Annotated in this window: 11 protein-coding genes; 6 read left to right on the top strand and 5 right to left on the bottom strand. The window is 70.5% G+C overall.

Translation table 11 applies throughout. The features are described 5' to 3' along the window. Window positions 1–88: 88 nt before the first annotated feature. Complete coding sequence (locus tag ACFOYX_RS12710) at window positions 89–2,293, top strand: alpha-galactosidase (protein ID WP_322442443.1); 2,205 nt, start codon at window positions 89–91, stop codon at window positions 2,291–2,293. Continuing rightward, on the top strand, window positions 2,290–2,898 hold the full coding sequence (locus tag ACFOYX_RS12705) for a GDSL-type esterase/lipase family protein (protein ID WP_322442445.1): 609 nt from the start codon (window positions 2,290–2,292) through the stop codon (window positions 2,896–2,898). The genes ACFOYX_RS12710 and ACFOYX_RS12705 overlap by 4 nt, the downstream gene beginning before the upstream one ends. Before the next feature lie 111 nt (window positions 2,899–3,009). Here ACFOYX_RS12705 and ACFOYX_RS12700 read toward each other — a convergent pair whose 3' ends face one another. After that, on the bottom strand, window positions 3,010–3,363 hold the full coding sequence (locus ACFOYX_RS12700; protein ID WP_322442446.1) for a hypothetical protein: 354 nt from the start codon (window positions 3,361–3,363) through the stop codon (window positions 3,010–3,012). A 435-nt stretch (window positions 3,364–3,798) separates the two neighbouring features. Between ACFOYX_RS12700 and ACFOYX_RS12695 the strand changes: the two genes are divergently transcribed. The 3 genes from ACFOYX_RS12695 (at window position 3,799) to ACFOYX_RS12685 (ending at window position 11,653) form a co-directional block, all read left to right on the top strand. Next, window positions 3,799–5,034, top strand: a complete 1,236-nt coding sequence (locus ACFOYX_RS12695; protein WP_322442447.1) for a MalY/PatB family protein — start codon at window positions 3,799–3,801, stop codon at window positions 5,032–5,034. Window positions 5,035–5,250: 216 nt separating this feature from the next. Next, window positions 5,251–10,716 carry a carboxyl transferase domain-containing protein gene (locus ACFOYX_RS12690; RefSeq protein WP_322442448.1) on the top strand — a complete coding sequence of 1,822 codons (5,466 nt, stop codon included), beginning with the start codon at window positions 5,251–5,253 and terminating at the stop codon, window positions 10,714–10,716. A 103-nt stretch (window positions 10,717–10,819) separates the two neighbouring features. Next, a complete protein-coding gene (locus tag ACFOYX_RS12685; protein WP_322442449.1) occupies window positions 10,820–11,653 on the top strand; it encodes a PIG-L family deacetylase in 834 nt (277 codons plus the stop codon). A gap of 117 nt (window positions 11,654–11,770) precedes the next feature. On the opposite strand, the gene ACFOYX_RS12680 is transcribed toward ACFOYX_RS12685, so the two are convergent. The 4 genes from ACFOYX_RS12680 to ACFOYX_RS12665 form a co-directional block, all read right to left on the bottom strand. Next, entirely contained in the window at window positions 11,771–13,108 is a 1,338-nt protein-coding gene (locus tag ACFOYX_RS12680; protein WP_377533995.1) for an Ig-like domain-containing protein, read from the bottom strand. Between the two features lie 691 nt (window positions 13,109–13,799). Beyond that, window positions 13,800–14,858 (bottom strand): hypothetical protein, encoded by a 1,059-nt coding sequence (locus tag ACFOYX_RS12675; RefSeq protein ID WP_322442451.1) that lies wholly within the window; start codon window positions 14,856–14,858, stop codon window positions 13,800–13,802. After that, window positions 14,855–15,202 (bottom strand): PadR family transcriptional regulator, encoded by a 348-nt coding sequence (locus tag ACFOYX_RS12670; RefSeq protein ID WP_322442452.1) that lies wholly within the window; start codon window positions 15,200–15,202, stop codon window positions 14,855–14,857. Before ACFOYX_RS12670 ends, ACFOYX_RS12675 begins: the two co-directional genes overlap by 4 nt. A gap of 372 nt (window positions 15,203–15,574) precedes the next feature. Continuing rightward, window positions 15,575–16,048 (bottom strand): C39 family peptidase, encoded by a 474-nt coding sequence (locus ACFOYX_RS12665; RefSeq protein WP_322442453.1) that lies wholly within the window; start codon window positions 16,046–16,048, stop codon window positions 15,575–15,577. 347 nt (window positions 16,049–16,395) lie between these two features. On the opposite strand from ACFOYX_RS12665, the gene ACFOYX_RS12660 reads away from it, so the two are divergent. Next, window positions 16,396–16,593 (top strand): hypothetical protein, encoded by a 198-nt coding sequence (locus tag ACFOYX_RS12660; protein WP_322442454.1) that lies wholly within the window; start codon window positions 16,396–16,398, stop codon window positions 16,591–16,593. The last annotated feature ends 234 nt before the right edge of the window (window positions 16,594–16,827 follow it).

Raw genomic sequence — 16,827 nt, 5'->3', positions numbered from 1 at the left:
TCCCCCTGCGCTTGCCGCGACAGCGTAGACATGATTAATTTACGGCGTCAAGTAACTTCCCTGTAGCCGTCCACGGAGGCTGTGACCCATGCTTTCCGGCGCCGAAGCCGTACTCACCCTGCGTGCCGGAGGCACCGCCTTCATCGTCGAGGTGCGCCATCCCACCCCCCGAGTCCTCCACTGGGGGGCGGATCTCGGAGACCCGACGGACGGCCGCGACGAGGAGCTTCGGCTCACCGCCGAACCCGCCATCCTCAACAACTCGCCCGACGAACCCAGGGTCCTGTCCGTGTGGCCGAGCGAGTACGACGGCTGGTCGGGCACCACCGCGCAGTCGGGGAACGCGGCGGGGTACGCGACGACCCCGCGGCCCCTGCTCGAGTCGCATCGCATCGACGTCCCGGGCGACGGCGTCGGCGGCAGCATCGAGTTCCGATTCGTCGACCGGGTGACGGCGCTTCGGTCCACCGTCGTCTACGAACTGGACCGTTTCGGCGTGCTCGCCGTTCGGATGAGCATCGAACGCGACGCGGCCCTCAACGCGTCGACCGGTGGCGCGCCGTACACGCTCGACGGCCTCCTCGCGCTCATGCCCGTGCCCGAACGGGCGACCGAGCTGCTCGACTTCACCGGGAAGTGGTGCCGTGAGCGCGCGCCGCAGCGCACGCCGTTCGGGTTCGGCACGCACGTGCGCGCCGCGCATCGCGGCAAGCCCGGGCACGACTCGCCCTACCTCCTCGTCGCGGGGACGCAGTCGTTCGGCTTCGGCCACGGCGAGGTCTGGGCGATGCACCTGGCGTGGAGCGGCGAGCAGCGCTACCTCGCCGAACGCCTCCCCGAAGGAGCCGGCGCCTTCTCCGCCGTCATCGGCGCGGGTGAGTCCCTGCACTCGGGCGAGGTCATCCTCGCCGACGGGGACCGCTACGAGGCGCCGACGGTCCTGTTCATCTGGTCGGATGCCGGCACCGACGGCGTCGCGGATCGCCTGCACCGCCGACTGCGCAGCCGGCCGAGCCATCCCTCGACGCCGCGACCGCTGGTGCTGAACACCTGGGAGGCCGTCTACTTCGACCACGACCTCGACCGGCTCACCCAGCTCGTGAAACGAGCCGCCGAGGTGGGCGTCGAGCGGATCGTGCTCGACGACGGCTGGTTCCATCGGCGCCGCGCGGCCGACGCCGGCCTCGGCGACTGGTTCGTCGACCGCGACGTGTGGCCCGACGGCCTTGGCCCGTTCGTCGAGGTCGTGCGTTCCCACGGCCTGCAGTTCGGGCTCTGGTTCGAGCCAGAGATGGTCAACCTCGACTCGGCGCTCGCCGAACGGCATCCGGATTGGATCCTCGGGCCGAGCGCCGGTCTCGGGTCGAGTTCAAGGCAGCAGTACGTGCTCGACATCGCCCGCCCCGAGGCGTACGAATACCTGCTGACCCGCATCGACGCTCTCGTCCGGGAGCACTCGATCGACTATCTCAAGTGGGACCACAACCGCGACCTGCTCGAGGCGGTCAGCCGCGAGGCGAGCGGCGACCGGCCGAACGTCCGCCGGCAGACGCTCGCGCTCTACCGGCTGCTCGACGAGCTGCGCGAACGGCACCCGGGCCTGGAGATCGAGACGTGTTCCGGCGGCGGCGGGCGTGTCGATCTCGGCATCCTCGACCGCACCGATCGGGTGTGGGCCTCGGACTGCAATGACCCGGTGGAACGTGTGCAGATCGAGCGGTGGACGCGGGCACTCGTGCCGCCGGAACTCATCGGCTCGCACGTCGGACCGGCCCGGGCCCACACCACCTCCCGCACCACCGACCTGTCGTTCCGGCTCGTCGCGTCGCTCACGGCGCACGCGGGTATCGAGCAGGACCTCACCGTCGCGAGCGACGACGAACTCGCGACCATCGCCGCGTGGTCGCAGATGTACCGCGAGTTCCGCCCGTTCCTCCACACGGGGCGGGTCGTCAACGCCGACCTCGCTGACGACGCGACCGCGCTCTACGGCACCGTCGCCCGCGACGGCTCGAGGGCCTTGTTCACCTGGGTGCGGTTCCAGACCTCCGCGGCCGGCCAGTCCGGCCGGGTCCGCTTCCCCGGACTCGACCGCACCGCCCGCTACCGAGTCGTCATCCGAGAGGAACTCGGCGCGGCGAGCCGGCATCAGGGGCGAGACCCCGAGTGGGTGGCCCGAGCCGCCGAACACCCGATCGAACTCTCCGGCGCCGTGCTCGCGGGGGCCGGCGTTCCCATGCCGACGCTCAATCCGCAGCAGGCGATGCTCATCGACATCGGAAGGATCTCATGAACCAGCCGACCATCCTCTTCGCCGGCGACAGCGTCACCGACTGCGGGCGGCGTGAAGACTCAGCCGGGCTCGGAGACGGATACGTCCTCCGGATCGCTGAGACCCTGGGGGGCGAGGCGCACTGGCTCAACCGCGGGATCAGCGGCGATCGGAGCCGCGATCTCCGCGAGCGGTGGGTCCGAGATGTGCTGGTGGCGCGGCCGGCGCTCGTTAGCGTGCTCGTCGGCGTCAACGACACCTGGCGACGCTACGACAGCGACGACCCGACCCCGGCGGCGGACTTCGAGGCGAACTGTCGCGCGCTGCTCGAGCCACTCGCCGCCGACCGCGTCGGACTCGTGCTCATCGAGCCCTTCCTGCTCCCGGTGCGGGCGGAGCAGGTCGCCTGGCGTGAGGACCTCGAACCGAAGATCGCGATAGTGCGGAGCCTCGCGCGGGAGTATGACGCCGCGCTCGTGCCGGCGGACGCGGCCCTCAACGCCGTCGGCGACGCAGCTGGACTCGCGCCCGACGGCGTGCATCCAAGTCATCGCGGTCACGAGGTGCTCGCGGCGCTGTGGCTTGAACACGCGGCTTCCCAGTTGACGGCGGTGCTCCGACGTTGAGGTGACGAGCCGCCCCGCCGCCTCCGGCAGGGCCGTCCCTGTTCGGGGGCCGGCCCCACCCACGCCTGGCGGCCGGACCGTAGCCGGTCCGGGCGCCAGGCGTGGGTGGGGTCAGGACTTGGACAGGGTCACGATCGACGTGTCGTCGACCGTGACGGAGTCGCCGTACTCGTTGTAGTAGGCGGTCGCCTGGGTGCTGACCTCGGCGTCGCCCTTCCCGAACGGCGTGGTGCCATTCGGCGTGGCCGAGGCCGTCCACTCCACCGCCGTACCCGGCGTGCAGTTCACCAGGGCACCAAAGGTGCCGCGGACCAGCTCCTTCTTGACCACCTGGAAGACGGCGCCGGTGAGCGATACGGACGCAGGCTGGTCGCACGTCACGGTGCCGTGCACCATCGCTTTGCCGCTCACCGCACTGGCTGTGCCGTCGCTGGCGACGGCGAGCTGAAGGTCCAGGGCGGCCATGGTCTCGGCCTGTGCCGGCGCCACAGTGGCCAGTCCAGCGAGCACACCGGTGATCGACAAGGCGGCCGCGACGGCCGCCCTGCGCCATTGTCTTTGCATCCCCGTTTCCTCTCTGTGCGACAAACAGCCGCCCGGGCGGTTTCCCGGAGACAGATGTCCGGCAATTACCGCATGTCTCACCGATCCTGTTGCACCCTGGCGGCATACTCCCCCAAATGGTGTCAACGACGGTGACCGGACGGCCGCGCCGTTGGCGACCGGCGGCGAGAGGAGGAGCAGAGATCGAGGAGCGGGTTCGGCAGATCCACCGCTGGCTGTCCATCGCCTTTACTTCTTGATGTAGTCGGCCCGCCGGTCCGCATCCTCCTTCGTCGCGAACACCTCGACCACCAAGCCGCGGTCGGTGACATCGACGTACGGCCTAGGGTGGGCGGCATGGCAACCCCTGCCCCCTCGACCGACGGCTTCGCGGCCCAGAATCCGCTCACCCTGCTCACGCTGGACGAACTCCGGCAGCGCAGCAGTGTGAAGTGGCGCATGCACCCGCCCGACGTGCTCCCCCTCTGGGTCGCCGAGCAGGACGTACCCCTCGCTCCTCCCGTGGCCGACGCGCTCCGCCGCGCGATCGACCTCGGTGACACCGGTTACGCGCACGGGACGGCGTACGCCGAGGCGCTCGGCGAGTTCGCCGCCCGGCGCTGGGGCTGGCACGACTTCCGCGTCGACCACACCAGGGTCGTACCGGACGTGATGATGGGCGTCGTCGAGGCACTCCGGCTCGTGACCGACCCTGGAGACGCGGTGGTGGTCTGCTCCCCCGTCTACCCGCCCTTCTACGCCTTCGTCAGCCACGCCGGCCGGCAGGTGATCGAAGCCCCGCTCGGACCCGACCTGCGGATGGACCCCGCCGCTCTCGACGAGGCCTTCCGCCGGGCCCGGGCCTGCGGCCGCCGGCCGGCGTTCCTGCTGTGCAACCCGCACAACCCGACCGGCGTCGTCCACCGCCGTGACGAGCTCGAGGCCGTCGCCGAACTGGCCGGCCGGCACGGCCTGCGGGTGATCTCCGACGAGATCCACGCCCCCCTGGTACTGCCCGGGACGCACTTCACTCCGTACCTCACGGTGGCCGGCGCCCAGAACGCGTTCGCCCTGGCCTCCGCCTCCAAGGCGTGGAACCTCGCCGGCCTCAAGGCGGCGCTCGCGGTCGCCGGGCCGCAGGCCGCCGCCGACCTCGAGCGCATGCCGGAGGAGGTCAGCCACGGGCCCAGCCACCTGGGCGTCATCGCGCACACCGCCGCGTTCCGCGCCGGCGGGCCGTGGCTCGACCTCCTCCTCGACGGCCTCGACGGCAACCGCACGCTGCTGGCGAAGCACCTCCCGTCCGTCAAATTCCACCGCCCCGAGGGCACCTACCTCGCCTGGCTGGACTGCACGGGCCTGGGCATCGCCACCGAGCAGCCGGACGGCGAACCCGGCGTGGCCAGCGACGTCGCCGGGCCCGCGAAGATGTTCCTCGACCGCGCGCGGGTCGCCCTCAGCTCCGGGCACGTCTTCGGCAGCGGCGGGGCAGGCTTCGTACGACTCAACTTCGCCACCTCACCCACGATCCTCACCGACGCCGTCACCCGCATGGGCCGGGCAGTCGACGCGCACCACTCGTCGACGGGCTGAGCCCGCGGTCCCGGCACGTGCCGTCGCTGCCGTTCGCACCCGCCTGACGAGAGGCGTGGGCAGCCAAAAAGTTTTGTTCGGTTCCTACAAATGGTGCCGCCTCGGGTTCGGTGGTTACGACATGGCGCTGCCAGCCGGCAGGCGGAAAGGTGATCACTGCCGGAGGCCGGGGTCTCGCGGCGCGTACATCGTGGGTCTACCGGAGGGGTCGTTCGGGTGTTCAGCCGTGTCGCCATCGTCAACCGTGGTGAGGCCGCGATGCGGCTCATCCACGCGGTCCGAGAGCTGGCCGCGGAGACCGGGGCCCGGATCGAGACCGTCGCCCTGTACACCGACGTCGACCGCACCGCCACGTTCGTGCGTGAGGCGGACATCGCCTACGATCTCGGTCCCGCGTCCGCGCGCCCGTACCTGGACCTGAAGGTGCTGGAGCGCGCGTTGGTGGAGACCGGGGCCGACGCCGCGTGGGTCGGCTGGGGCTTCGTCGCAGAGGACCCGGCGTTCGCGGAGCTGTGCGAGAAGGTCGGGGTCACCTTCGTCGGGCCGAGCGCGGAGGCCATGCGCAAGCTCGGTGACAAGATCGGCGCGAAGCTGATCGCCGAGGAGGTCGGCGTGCCGGTCGCGCCGTGGAGCCGTGGCGCGGTCGAGACCCTGGACGCCGCGCTGGCGGCGGCGACCGAGATCGGCTATCCGCTGATGCTGAAGGCGACTGCGGGCGGCGGCGGGCGCGGTATCCGCGTGATCACGAACGCGGCCGAACTCGCCGACGCGTACGAGCGCACCAGCCAGGAGGCGGCGCGGGCGTTCGGCAGCGGCGTCGTGTTCCTGGAGCGCCTGGTCACCGGTGCCCGGCACGTCGAGGTCCAGGTGATCGCCGACGGCCAGGGCACTGCGTGGGCGCTCGGTGTCCGTGACTGTTCGGTGCAACGTCGCAACCAGAAGGTCATCGAGGAGTCGGCGTCGCCGGTGCTCAGCCCGGCGCAGGTCGCCGAGCTCAAGGCGTCGGCGGAACGGCTGGCCGTCGCGGTCGGTTACCGGGGTGCGGCGACCGTCGAGTTCCTCTACCACCCTGGCGACCGGCTGTTCGCGTTCCTCGAGGTCAACACCCGCCTGCAGGTCGAGCACCCGATCACGGAGTCGACGACCGGGTTCGACCTGGTCAAGGCGCAGCTGCACGTCGCCGCGGGCGGGCGGCTCGAAGGCGAGCCGCCGGTGGAGCGCGGGCACGCCATCGAGGCCCGGCTGAACGCCGAGGACCCTGACCGCGACTTCGCGCCCTCCCCGGGCCGCATCGCTCGGCTGGACCTGCCCGCCGGGCCGGGCATCCGGGTGGACACCGGCGTCAGCGAGGGTGACACCATCCCCGCCGACTTCGACTCGATGATCGCGAAGATCATCGCCTACGGTCGCGACCGCGACGAGGCGCTCGGCAGGCTGCGCCGGGCGATGGCGAACACCACGGTGATCATCGAGGGCGGCGCGACGAACAAGAGTTTCGTACTCGACCTGCTCGACCAGCCCGAGGTGATCGACGCGAGCGCGGACACCGGCTGGATCGACCGCGTCCGCGGCGCGGGCAGGCTCGTCGCGCAGCGGCACTCCGCCGTCGCGCTGGCGGCCGCCGCCATCGAGGCGTACGAGGAGGAGGAACGCATCGAGCGGCAGCGGCTGCTGTCGACGGCGTTCGGCGGGCGCCCGCAGGTGCAGCACAAGAGTGGCCGACCGCTGGACCTCAAGCTGCGCGGCGTCAGCTATCGGGTGCGGGTGGCGCGGGTCGGCGCGCACCGGTTCCGCGTCGGCATCGAAGCGGGCGCGGCCGTCCGCACCGCCGACGTCGAGCTTGACCGTTTCGACCGGCACACCGGGCAGATCGTCGTCAACGGCGTCCGGTACCGCCTGCTCACCGGGACGCACGGGCCGATCCATCTGGTCGAGGTGGACGGCGTGACGCACCGGGTCGGCCGCGACGAGGGCGGCGTCGTCCGCTCACCCATGCCCGCACTGGTCGTCGCCACGCCGTTGGAGGTCGGCGCCGAGGTCGAGGCGGGCGCGCCGGTGCTGGTGCTGGAGGCCATGAAGATGGAGACGGTGCTGCGGGCGCCGTTCAAGGCGCGGCTGAAGGAATGCGCCGTCTCCGTGGGGAGCCAGGTGGAGGCCGGCGCCCCGTTGCTGCGGCTGGAGCCGCTGGCCGAGGAGGCCGACGAGGCCGCGAACGGCCCCGCCGCCGCGTCCGTCGAGCTGGACCTGCCCGCCGCGCCCGCGGAGATCCCGGCGCGCAAGCGCGCCATGCGCGGCCAGGAGGACCTGCGCGGCCTGCTGCTCGGCTTCGACGTGGACCCGCACGACGACCGTCGGGTGCTCGACGACTACCTCGCCGCGCGTCGGGCGGCAACCGAGGACGGCCACCGGCCGCTGGCCGAGGAACTCGACCTCGTCAACGTGTTCGCCGACCTCACCGAGCTGAGCCGCAACCGGCCCACGGGCGAGGACGGCGGCGGCGACGCCCACGTGCACAGCGCCCGCGAGTACTTCCACACCTACCTGCAGAGCCTCGACGTCGAGCGAGCCGGACTGCCGAGTTCGTTCCAGGCGAAGCTCGCCAAGGCGCTCGGGCACTACGGGGTCACCGACCTGGAGCGCTCCCCCGAGCTCGAAGCCGCCGTGTTCCGGATCTTCCTCGCCCAGCAACGCGCGTCCGCCGACGCCACGGTCGTCGCGACGCTGCTGCGCGCGTGGTTGCGGGAGTCGCCGCCGGACGAGACGCTGCGCGAGCCGGCGGGCCTCGCGCTGGAGCGGCTGGTGGCCGCGACGCAGGTCCGTTTCCCCGTGGTCGCCGACCTCGCCCGCGGCGTGGTGTTCGCCTGGTTCGCCCAACCGCTGCTGCGCCGCAATCGCGCCCGCGTCTACGCCGAGGTCCGCAAGCACCAGCGCCACCTGGACGCGCACCCGGACGCGCCGGACCGCCCCGAGCGCATCGCCGCGATGGTACGCAGCACCGAGCCGTTGGTTCGGCTGCTCGGCCAGCGGCTCGTCCGCGACCACCTCGACAACGCGGTCATGCTGGAGGTACTGACCCGGCGGTACTACGGCAACAAGGGGCTCACCAGCGTCGGCATCCGTGAGGTCGCGGGCTGCACGTTCGTGGTCGCCGAGCGCGCGGACTCCAGCGTGGTCTCCGCCGCGGTGAGCTTCGACGCGCTGGGCGGCGCGCTGCACGGGCTCGCCGAACTCGCCGGCGGCGAGGATGCCGTCGACGCCGACATCTACCTCGCCTGGGAGAGCCAGCCGCAGGACTTCGACGCGATGGCCACCGCGTTGCTCGAGGTCATCAACGCGCACCCGCTGCCGCACCAGGTCCGCAGAGTCACCACCACCGTCGCGGGTCGCGGCGGAGCGGTGATGCACCACCACTTCACGTTCCGCCCGTCGGGCGCCGGGATGGCCGAGGAGCGGCTGATCCGCGGCCTGCACCCGTACATCGCGCAGCGGATGCAGCTGGAGCGGCTGCGCAAGTTCGACCTGACCCGGCTGCCGTCGTCGGACGAGGAGGTCTACCTCTTCCAGTGCGTGGCGCGGGAGAACCCGTCCGACGAGCGTCTCGTCGCGTTCGCGCAGGTGCGCGACCTGACCGCGCTGCGCGAGCACGACGGCCGGCTGGTCGCGCTGCCGACGACCGAGGACACAGTCGCCGCCTGCCTCGACTCGATCCGCCGCGCGCAGTCCCGGCGACCGTCGAAGACCCGCTTCAACACCAACCGGATCGTGATCTACGTGTGGCCGCCGAGCGACCTCACTCGGGAGGAGATGGAGATGATCGCCGGGCGCGTGCGCCCGACGACCGTCGGCGCCGGGCTGGAGGAGATCCTGTTCATCGCGCGGCAGCGCGACCGCCAGACCGGCGAGCTGACCAAGATCGCCGTACGGATCTCCTTCGACGCCACGGGCGGCGCCGAGCTGACCGTCGGCGAGCCGCCGGTCGAGCCGGTCGAGCCGCTCGACGACTACCGGCTGAAGGTGCTGCGCGCGAGCAGCCGCAACACGGTGTACCCGTACGAGCTGACCGGCCTGCTCGGCGACTTCGTCGAGCACGACCTGGACGACGACCATGCGCTGGTGCCGGTCGACCGGCCGAAGGGGCGCAACACCGCGGCGATCGTCGCCGGCATCGTCACCACGTCGACCCCGCGGCACCCGCAGGGCGTCACCCGGGTCGCGCTGCTCGGCGACCCGACGAAGTCGCTGGGCGCGCTGTCGGAGCCGGAGTGCCGCCGCGTGATCGCCGCGCTGGACCTGGCCGAGCAGATGCGAGTGCCGCTGGAGTGGTACGCGCTGTCCGCCGGCGCGCGGATCTCGATGAAGTCGGGCACGGAGAACATGGACTGGGTGGCGGCGGCGCTCAAGCGGATCGTCGAGTTCACCCAGGACGGCGGTGAGATCAACATCGTGGTCGCGGGCATCAACGTCGGCGCGCAGCCGTACTGGAACGCCGAGGCGACGATGCTCATGCACACCAAGGGCGTCCTGGTGATGACACCGGACTCGGCGATGGTGCTCACCGGCAAGCAGTCGCTCGACTTCTCCGGTGGCGTGTCCGCCGAGGACAACTTCGGCATCGGCGGCTACGACCGGGTGATGGGCCCGAACGGGCAGGCGCAGTACTGGGCGCCGAGCCTCCCCGCCGCGCGGGACGTACTGATGTCGCACTACGACCACACGTACGTCGCACCCGGCGAGGACGCGCCGCGGCGGGCGACCACCACCGACCCCACCGACCGCGACGTCTCCGACTTCCCGCATGCCGCAGCCGGCAGCGACTTCACCACCGTCGGGGAGATCTTTTCCGCCGAGGCCAACCCGGACCGCAAGAAGCCGTTCGACATCCGGACCGTGATGCGGGCGCTGTCCGACCAGGACCACCCGGTGCTGGAACGCTGGGCGGGCATGGCCGACGCGGAGACCGCGGTGGTGCAGGACGCGCACCTGGGCGGCATGCCGGTGTGCCTGCTCGGCATCGAGTCCCGGACGGTGCCGCGGCGTGGCTTCCCGCCCACCGACGGCCCGGAAACCTACACCGCGGGCACGCTGTTCCCCCGGTCGTCGAAGAAGGCCGCGCGGGCGATCAACGCGGCCAGCGGCAACCGACCGCTGGTGGTGCTGGCGAACCTGTCGGGCTTCGACGGCTCGCCCGAGTCGATGCGAAAGCTGCAACTGGAGTACGGCGCCGAGATCGGCCGCGCGATCGTGAACTTCCGGGGGCCCATCGTGTTCTGCGTGATCTCGCGGTACCACGGCGGCGCGTTCGTGGTGTTCTCGAAGGCGCTGAACCCCGACATGACCGTGCTGGCGCTGGAAGGCTCATTCGCCTCCGTGCTCGGCGGCGCTCCCGCCGCTGCGGTGGTGTTCTCCGGCGACGTCGACGCCCGCACCGCGGCCGACCCTCGCGTACGGGACCTGGAGGCCCGCGCAGCGGCCGCCTCCGGCGCCGACCGCGCCGCGTTGACCGCGGAACTCGACGAACTCCGCTCGTCGGTCCGAGCGGAGAAGCTCGGCGAGGTGGCCACGGAGTTCGACCGTGTGCACAACATCCAGCGCGCTGTCGAGGTCGGCTCCGTGGACGCCGTCATCCGCGCAGCCGAACTCCGTCCGCGCATCATCGAGGCCATCGAGTCACATCTGCGTTGACCGGTCGGGGGCGACCACCAGGCCACCCGCCGTCGCGGCCAGGGCGGCGGTGGCCAGGTGAAGCCCCGGCGAGCGGTCGCGACGTCCCTCGTAGGGTAATGGCATGGCTGAGCGATCTCTGACCTTGATGGCGGTGCACGCCCACCCCGACGACGAGGCGACGAGCACCGGTGGTGTCCTGGCTCGCTACGCGGCGGAAGGGATCTCGACAGTGCTCGTGACCTGCACCGACGGCCGATGTGGCGACGGCCCCGGCGGGGTCAAGCCCGGCGACCCGGGGCACGACCCGGCCGCCGTGGTGGCGATGCGCCAGGAGGAACTGGAGGCCAGCTGCGCGTCGTTGAAGGTCACCCACCTGGAGACGCTCGGCTACGGCGATTCCGGGATGATGGGCTGGCCGACCAACGACCTGCCCGGCGCGTTCTGGACCACGCCGGTGGCGGAGGCGGCGGACCGGCTGGCGGAGCTGATCCGACAGTACCGGCCGGACGTCGTCGTCACCTATGACGAGAACGGCTTCTACGGCCACCCGGACCACATCCAGGCCCACAGAATCACCATGGCCGCGGTCGCGATGACGGACATCCCCGCCAAGGTGTACTGGACCACCGTGCCGCGCTCGGCGTTCGCGGAATTCGGCCGGATCATGCAGGAGCTCGGCGTCGAGTGGGCCGAGCCGGACGCGGCGTCTGCGGAGTCGGTGCCGCAGCTCGGCCTGCCCGACGACGAGATCACCACCTGGGTGGACACGAGCAGCTACGGCGCGCAGAAGTTCGACGCGTTGGCCGCGCATGCCAGTCAGACCGAGAACATCTTCTTCCTGCAACTGGGCAGGGACCGGTTCACCGAGCTGATGGGCATGGAGACCTTCGTCCGGGTCCGCGACACCACTGGCGCGCCGGTACCCGAGGACGACCTGTTCGCCGGACTGCGCTGACCGGGCCGGTGCCAGTCGGGGTCCTCCGGGAGACCGGCGCCGGCCACTTCCTGACCGAGACGGCCATCCCGGCACCGTGCTGCCATTGAGCACAGGGCCGTGCCAAGCCGCCTCCGATCACCACTTGTCCCACGGTACGGTCCAGTCGCCCACCCCGTCGGTGAGCGTCATGTGCCGAGGAGTGTTGCGCACATCGACCACGTCGCCGGGCCGGAACGTCTCGTAGAACCATCGAGCGTCGGCCGGTCCGACGTTGATGCAACCGTGCGAGGTGTTCCGGTTGCCGTGCGCACCGATGTTCCAGTCGGCCATGTGGACGAACTCGCCCGAGTAGGAGATCCGCAGACAGAGCTTGATGACCTCGTCGTAGTAGTTGGGATCCTTGGGATCGACGAGCCCGTAGCTGGCCGAGGTCATCCGGTGTGAGGGCTCACGGGTCATCACCACGTGCGGGCCGGACCGCGTCCAGTAGCTGATGACCTCCCCGTTCGCGCCCACGGCGGTGCCGCCCTTGCCCATGCTGATCGGGATGTCCCGCACCATCTTGCCGTCGATGTAGACCTTCATCCGGTGGGTGGTGGCGTCGGCGATGGCGATGCGGGACGGGCCGATGGCGAAGTTCGTGCTGGCGTTGGCGCCGCCGTAGACGCCCTTGCCGAGATCACGGCCGAAGAGGTTGACCTTCACCGAGATCTTCGTGCCCGGGGTCCAGTACTTCGCCGGCCGCCAGTGCGCGTTCTGGCCGTCGATCCAACGCCACCGTCCCTCGACGGCCGGCGTGGTCTCCACCAGCATCGCCTTCTCTGCCTCGGCGCGGTTCTTGACCGGCTTGCTGAAGTTCACCATGACCGGCTGACCGACCCCGTACGTGCCGCCGTCCCGGAGGGCGGTCAGTGCGCTGGCCTGGAACGTGACGGAAGCGACCCCGGACGGCTTGACCGTGCGGAAGCTGCTCTTGTGCTGGCTCAGCGCGCCGGCGGAGTCGGCCGCCGACACGGCAACCGTGTAGGTCTTGCCATAGGCCAGTTTGCCGGTCGAACGCCACGTCTGACCGTCGCTGCCGAGCTTGCCGGCGACGGTCTTGCCTCCGGTGGCCACCGATACGTCCTTGAGCGTGCCGCCCTCCACCGCCACGACCACCTGCTCGAGCGGCGACACCTTGGTCGCATCGGCAGCCGGCGTGACGGTCACACGCACCTCGCCCGCGGGCGCACTCGCCGCAGCCAGACCAGGCTGCGACCACGCGGCTCCGGACGCGGACCCACGGCTGCAACCTGCGGTCACCAGGCCGGCCGTGACACCCAGACCGGTGGCGATCAACTTTCGACGATTGATCATCTCGTTCCTCTCCGCCAGGAGAGTACTTGTTGGCGGCGCGCCAGGGGATCCCGATGTCGGGTGCCTTACGTCGGGTCCAGTCGGACTATCAGACATGGCCCGAGACAGACTGGTCACGGACGTCAGAGGCCCGGCAGCGGTGTCAGCGGACAAGGTCCCTGCGACGGCGTCGCCTCGGACTTCGGCAGGATCTGTTGAAGAGTTTTACGACGTTGCGCTTCTTGTCGGCAACTCGGTCGAAGGCTGGTGGTCGCCCGCCGGCGAACACCCTCGGTAGACGGCCCGATCAAACTCGGCGAGCGCTGTCTCCGGTGAGCCCTGCCGGACTGCCGGCGCCCCGCCGGTTCGTCTGGTGCGCGTCACTGCCCGACGCCATCGAGCAGCTCCGGCACCACATCGGCGACGGCCGCACCACTGGTCCGCCAGGTGCGCCGAGACGTCCTCAACAAGGCCCTCTCGGCTGCGCGGGCACCGCTGTGGCAGCAGGCGTCCGACCTCGAACGATTCACCGCGCACGGCGACTTCCACTGCTTTCGAGCGGAAGGGCTACTACGGCGAGCAACGCTACGACGACGTGGAGGAACGCTACGACCCATGGAGCATCCCTCCCGCTGCTCGCCAGTGCTGCCGGCCGAGCGGGCCGCGCTGCAACCGGTGCTACAGGCCGTCCGCAGCACCTACGACCGTGTCCTGCGCCCGTGCTCCTGACCACCGGGGAGATCGCGGCATGACAGTGCGTCCCGTTGTGGTCTGCACGGACATGATGGGGTTGTGTCTCGGGCCGGTGGTGCCGAGGTTGGGCGAGTTCCTACGTTGGTGTCGTGGGTCGTCGGGCGACGGCGGGGATCGGTGGAAGTCGGCGCAGTGCTCGGATGGCTAGTACGGCGAGCGGTACGCCTACCGCCAGGACGGCGATAACCTCCACGGAAGCAATCGTGGCGAGTGTTGTGCGCTGCGCCTGGTTGCTGTAGTCGGGCAGGGTTGCGGTTCGCAGGGCGAGCGCGGTTACGGCGAGTAGGGTCAGCGCCAGTGACCATGGCAGGGTGCGAGATGAACGACTGGATACTCGACCGACCAGGTGGACCACCATGGTGACAGTGACCACCGCGCAGAACAGGCCCGGCCAGTCCAGCAGCCTCAGCGCCGGTCTGGTCGCCTGGATGGTGAACAGCGGCACGGGGACGAGGAAAATTCCGATCGGCAGCGCGAGGAGCCAGGGGCGGCGCGGCACCGGTGGGGCGCCGTGGTGAAAGGCCGCCATGGCGAGTAGCAGGACGACGTCGATGAACCGCATCGCCCAGGGCGACACGGACAGCGGTACGTCACCGGCGGCTTGTTCCACGGCGGTGGTGATGGCGGGAGGCACGATGGCGAGCAGGGCGACCGCTTGGGCCACGCGCCGGTGTCCGAGGACGAGCGCAACGTAGGCCGGTAACCACGCGTAGCCGGCGAGACTCCAGGCGGTGTGCCAGATGTTCGACGGCAGGCTGAGTGGCCATTCCAGTGCAGGAGCCGGCAACCAGGCGATCTTCCCGGAGAGCCACAGTGTGACGGCGATGCTGGCGGTGACCATGACGGCGTGGGCCAGCATCGCCATCAGGGTCGCCAGTCGCACGGCTTGCCCCCAGGCGTACGAGCGGGGTGGCGCGTCAGCCCCGCCGAGACGCAACCGAACGGCGAGGGACACGATGCTGGCGACCTCGGACAGGCTCGGTCGGCCGTAGTCCGTGAGATACGCGGTCGTCTCGGGATCGCCGGTGTCCATGCTGTCCAGGAAGGCGGCGACCATGTCGTCTTCCCATTCCTGCCGGTAGGCCGCGGGCAGCAGCCGCAGAACGAACCGGTAGTGCTCCTCCAGCGGGCTCACGACGGTGTCCCCGCGATCGGGTTCCGCCGCTCGCGCAACCGGGTCGAGGCGAGGCGTGCGTTGGCGGCCAGCCGTTGAGCCTCTGCGTCGAGGGCATGCCGGCCCCGCTCGGTCAACCGGTAGTACCGGCGTAACCGTCCTTGCCATGCCTCCTCGCGGTCCAGTTCGACCAGGCCATCACCGACGAGTCGGTCCAAGACCCCGTACAGGGAGCCGATCTTCAGCTGCACGCGGCCCTGCGACAGTTCTGCCACCTCGGCGACGATCCCGTAGCCGTGGCGCGGAGCGTCGAGCAGCGCGGTGAGGATGAAGAAGGCCGGCTCTGTCATCGCCCGAGAACTCATCCACCTAATATAGTGGAAGGCAAGATATCCGGCCACGCCGAAGCCGAGCTGGCGCCGGTCGACTGGCGATGCGGACGGGCCCCGCAGGAGCACGCGGATGCCCTCGGCGTCTCCGAGTGCGTGACGGGCGCGCATCGCGGTACAGGGCCTCGCCGCGCCAACCAGCGGCGCGGGGACCGGCTGCACGCGTGCCGACCAGCAGAGGAGGCCGCTCGGCCTGCGCCAGCACCTTCCGGACGAGGGCAGGCAGAACGGCCATACCACACGCTCCCTTGGAGAGCGCGAAAAGGCGGCCGGCTCAGGCGTGCAAAGCGATGCGGGCCAGGTCCCGTCTCCGGGTGCCCGGCCCGCGGCCGTTTCGCCGAGTCGGCGTCAGCTGGAGTAACCGCGCTCGGCGATCCAGTCGGCGGCCTTCTTCTCGCTCATCCAGTAGTGCCTGCTCGGGTCGTACGGGTCGGCGATCTTCAGGCTGTCACCCGCGTCTCGGTACCCGACGATGCTCATGTAGTGCCCGGCGGGGAACGAGTGCTGGTTGTCGCGGGTGTCGACCGCGGTGCCGGTGGTGTTGGCCACGACGCCGCGCTTGGCGTCAATGGCCTCGACCACGTCGGTACGCAGTTTGTCGACCTGCTCCGGCTTAGCGGTGGGGCCCTCGATCTTGGTGGTCTCGTAGCCGCCGCCGGTCAGCTCATTGAGCACCCGAGTGGTGTCGTCGGCCGAGTTGGTGCCGTCAGTGGTGGTACCCAGCTTCTTGGCGACCTCGCGCTGCGGCACGGCCTTGCCCTGGCTGTTCGACCCGTTCGGCTGGAATCGGGTACGGCGCGGCGGGCGGCCTGGAAACGTCATTCGCTCCTCCCCTGACCTCGCAACCCATCCAAACTCTCCGGGCACCCACAGGCGCCAGCACATCCGACCATGATCAGGGCGCAGGCACCGACGGTTGTTCACAACGTGTAGTCCGGTCCTGGCATGCGACCGGCTCTGTGGCGAAGTTGAACAGGTCGGCGAGGTCGCCGCTCGGCTGCTGGCGACGTGCAGGTGGAGCAGCCCGGCCGCAGGCCACCGACCGCCGGTCCCCGCAATCGAGCCGCTCGGTTGCGGGGACCGGCGTGAGCCACAGCGGCCCGCGCCGCCAGCGGAGGTAACTCTCGGGCCTCCGAATCCCATCGTCCTGAACTACGTACCGTTCAGAGGTGGACGTTCGGCTGCGCGGCGGGCCAGGTGACGGCCAGGTCGTTCCCGGCGGCGGGGAGACCGTCGTGTGGCAGGCCTGCGTCTACGAGATCACGTCCGAGGTCAGTCACGGGCGCGGACGCGACCTGCGGGTGTACCGCCACCGCCCTGACTGCTGTGCGCCGTACGGGCGGGGCTCCGAAGACCGGTGCGAATGACGTGCCGGTCAAGTGGGCGTTCACGGCTGCAATCTGCGGTTGAAGACTCCGGTCCGGTGGGCGACACGAATCATCGCCCCGCCGCCGATGACGATCCGCAAGACTCTTGAGCTCACACAAGTCGAACCGGGCGCAGCCGCTCCTGCTCGGACGGTGCGCCCTTGGCCTGGGCTGACTGTGAGCATGGCGGGGTCGGTTCAGCAGTGGTGAGCTGACAGTTGGCAGCGGTGGGCG

This window comes from Micromonospora sp. GCM10011541, from assembly GCF_042650725.1.
Taxonomy (GTDB): Bacteria; Actinomycetota; Actinomycetes; order Mycobacteriales; family Micromonosporaceae; genus Micromonospora; species Micromonospora sicca.
The sequence above is the reverse complement of the archived record's forward strand: the minus strand, read 5'-3'. Positions and strand labels throughout refer to the sequence as shown.

What these genes read in the sequence shown, in the direction of transcription:
- ACFOYX_RS12710 (WP_322442443.1), top strand. Translation starts at nt 89, where the DNA reads ATGCTTTCCGGCGCCGAAGCCGTACTCACCCTGCGTGCCGGAGGCACC.
- ACFOYX_RS12705 (WP_322442445.1), top strand. Translation starts at nt 2,290, where the DNA reads ATGAACCAGCCGACCATCCTCTTCGCCGGCGACAGCGTCACCGACTGC.
- ACFOYX_RS12700 (WP_322442446.1), bottom strand. Translation starts at nt 3,363, where the DNA reads ATGGCCGCCCTGGACCTTCAGCTCGCCGTCGCCAGCGACGGCACAGCC.
- ACFOYX_RS12695 (WP_322442447.1), top strand. Translation starts at nt 3,799, where the DNA reads ATGGCAACCCCTGCCCCCTCGACCGACGGCTTCGCGGCCCAGAATCCG.
- ACFOYX_RS12685 (WP_322442449.1), top strand. Translation starts at nt 10,820, where the DNA reads ATGGCTGAGCGATCTCTGACCTTGATGGCGGTGCACGCCCACCCCGAC.
- ACFOYX_RS12670 (WP_322442452.1), bottom strand. Translation starts at nt 15,202, where the DNA reads ATGAGTTCTCGGGCGATGACAGAGCCGGCCTTCTTCATCCTCACCGCG.
- ACFOYX_RS12665 (WP_322442453.1), bottom strand. Translation starts at nt 16,048, where the DNA reads ATGACGTTTCCAGGCCGCCCGCCGCGCCGTACCCGATTCCAGCCGAAC.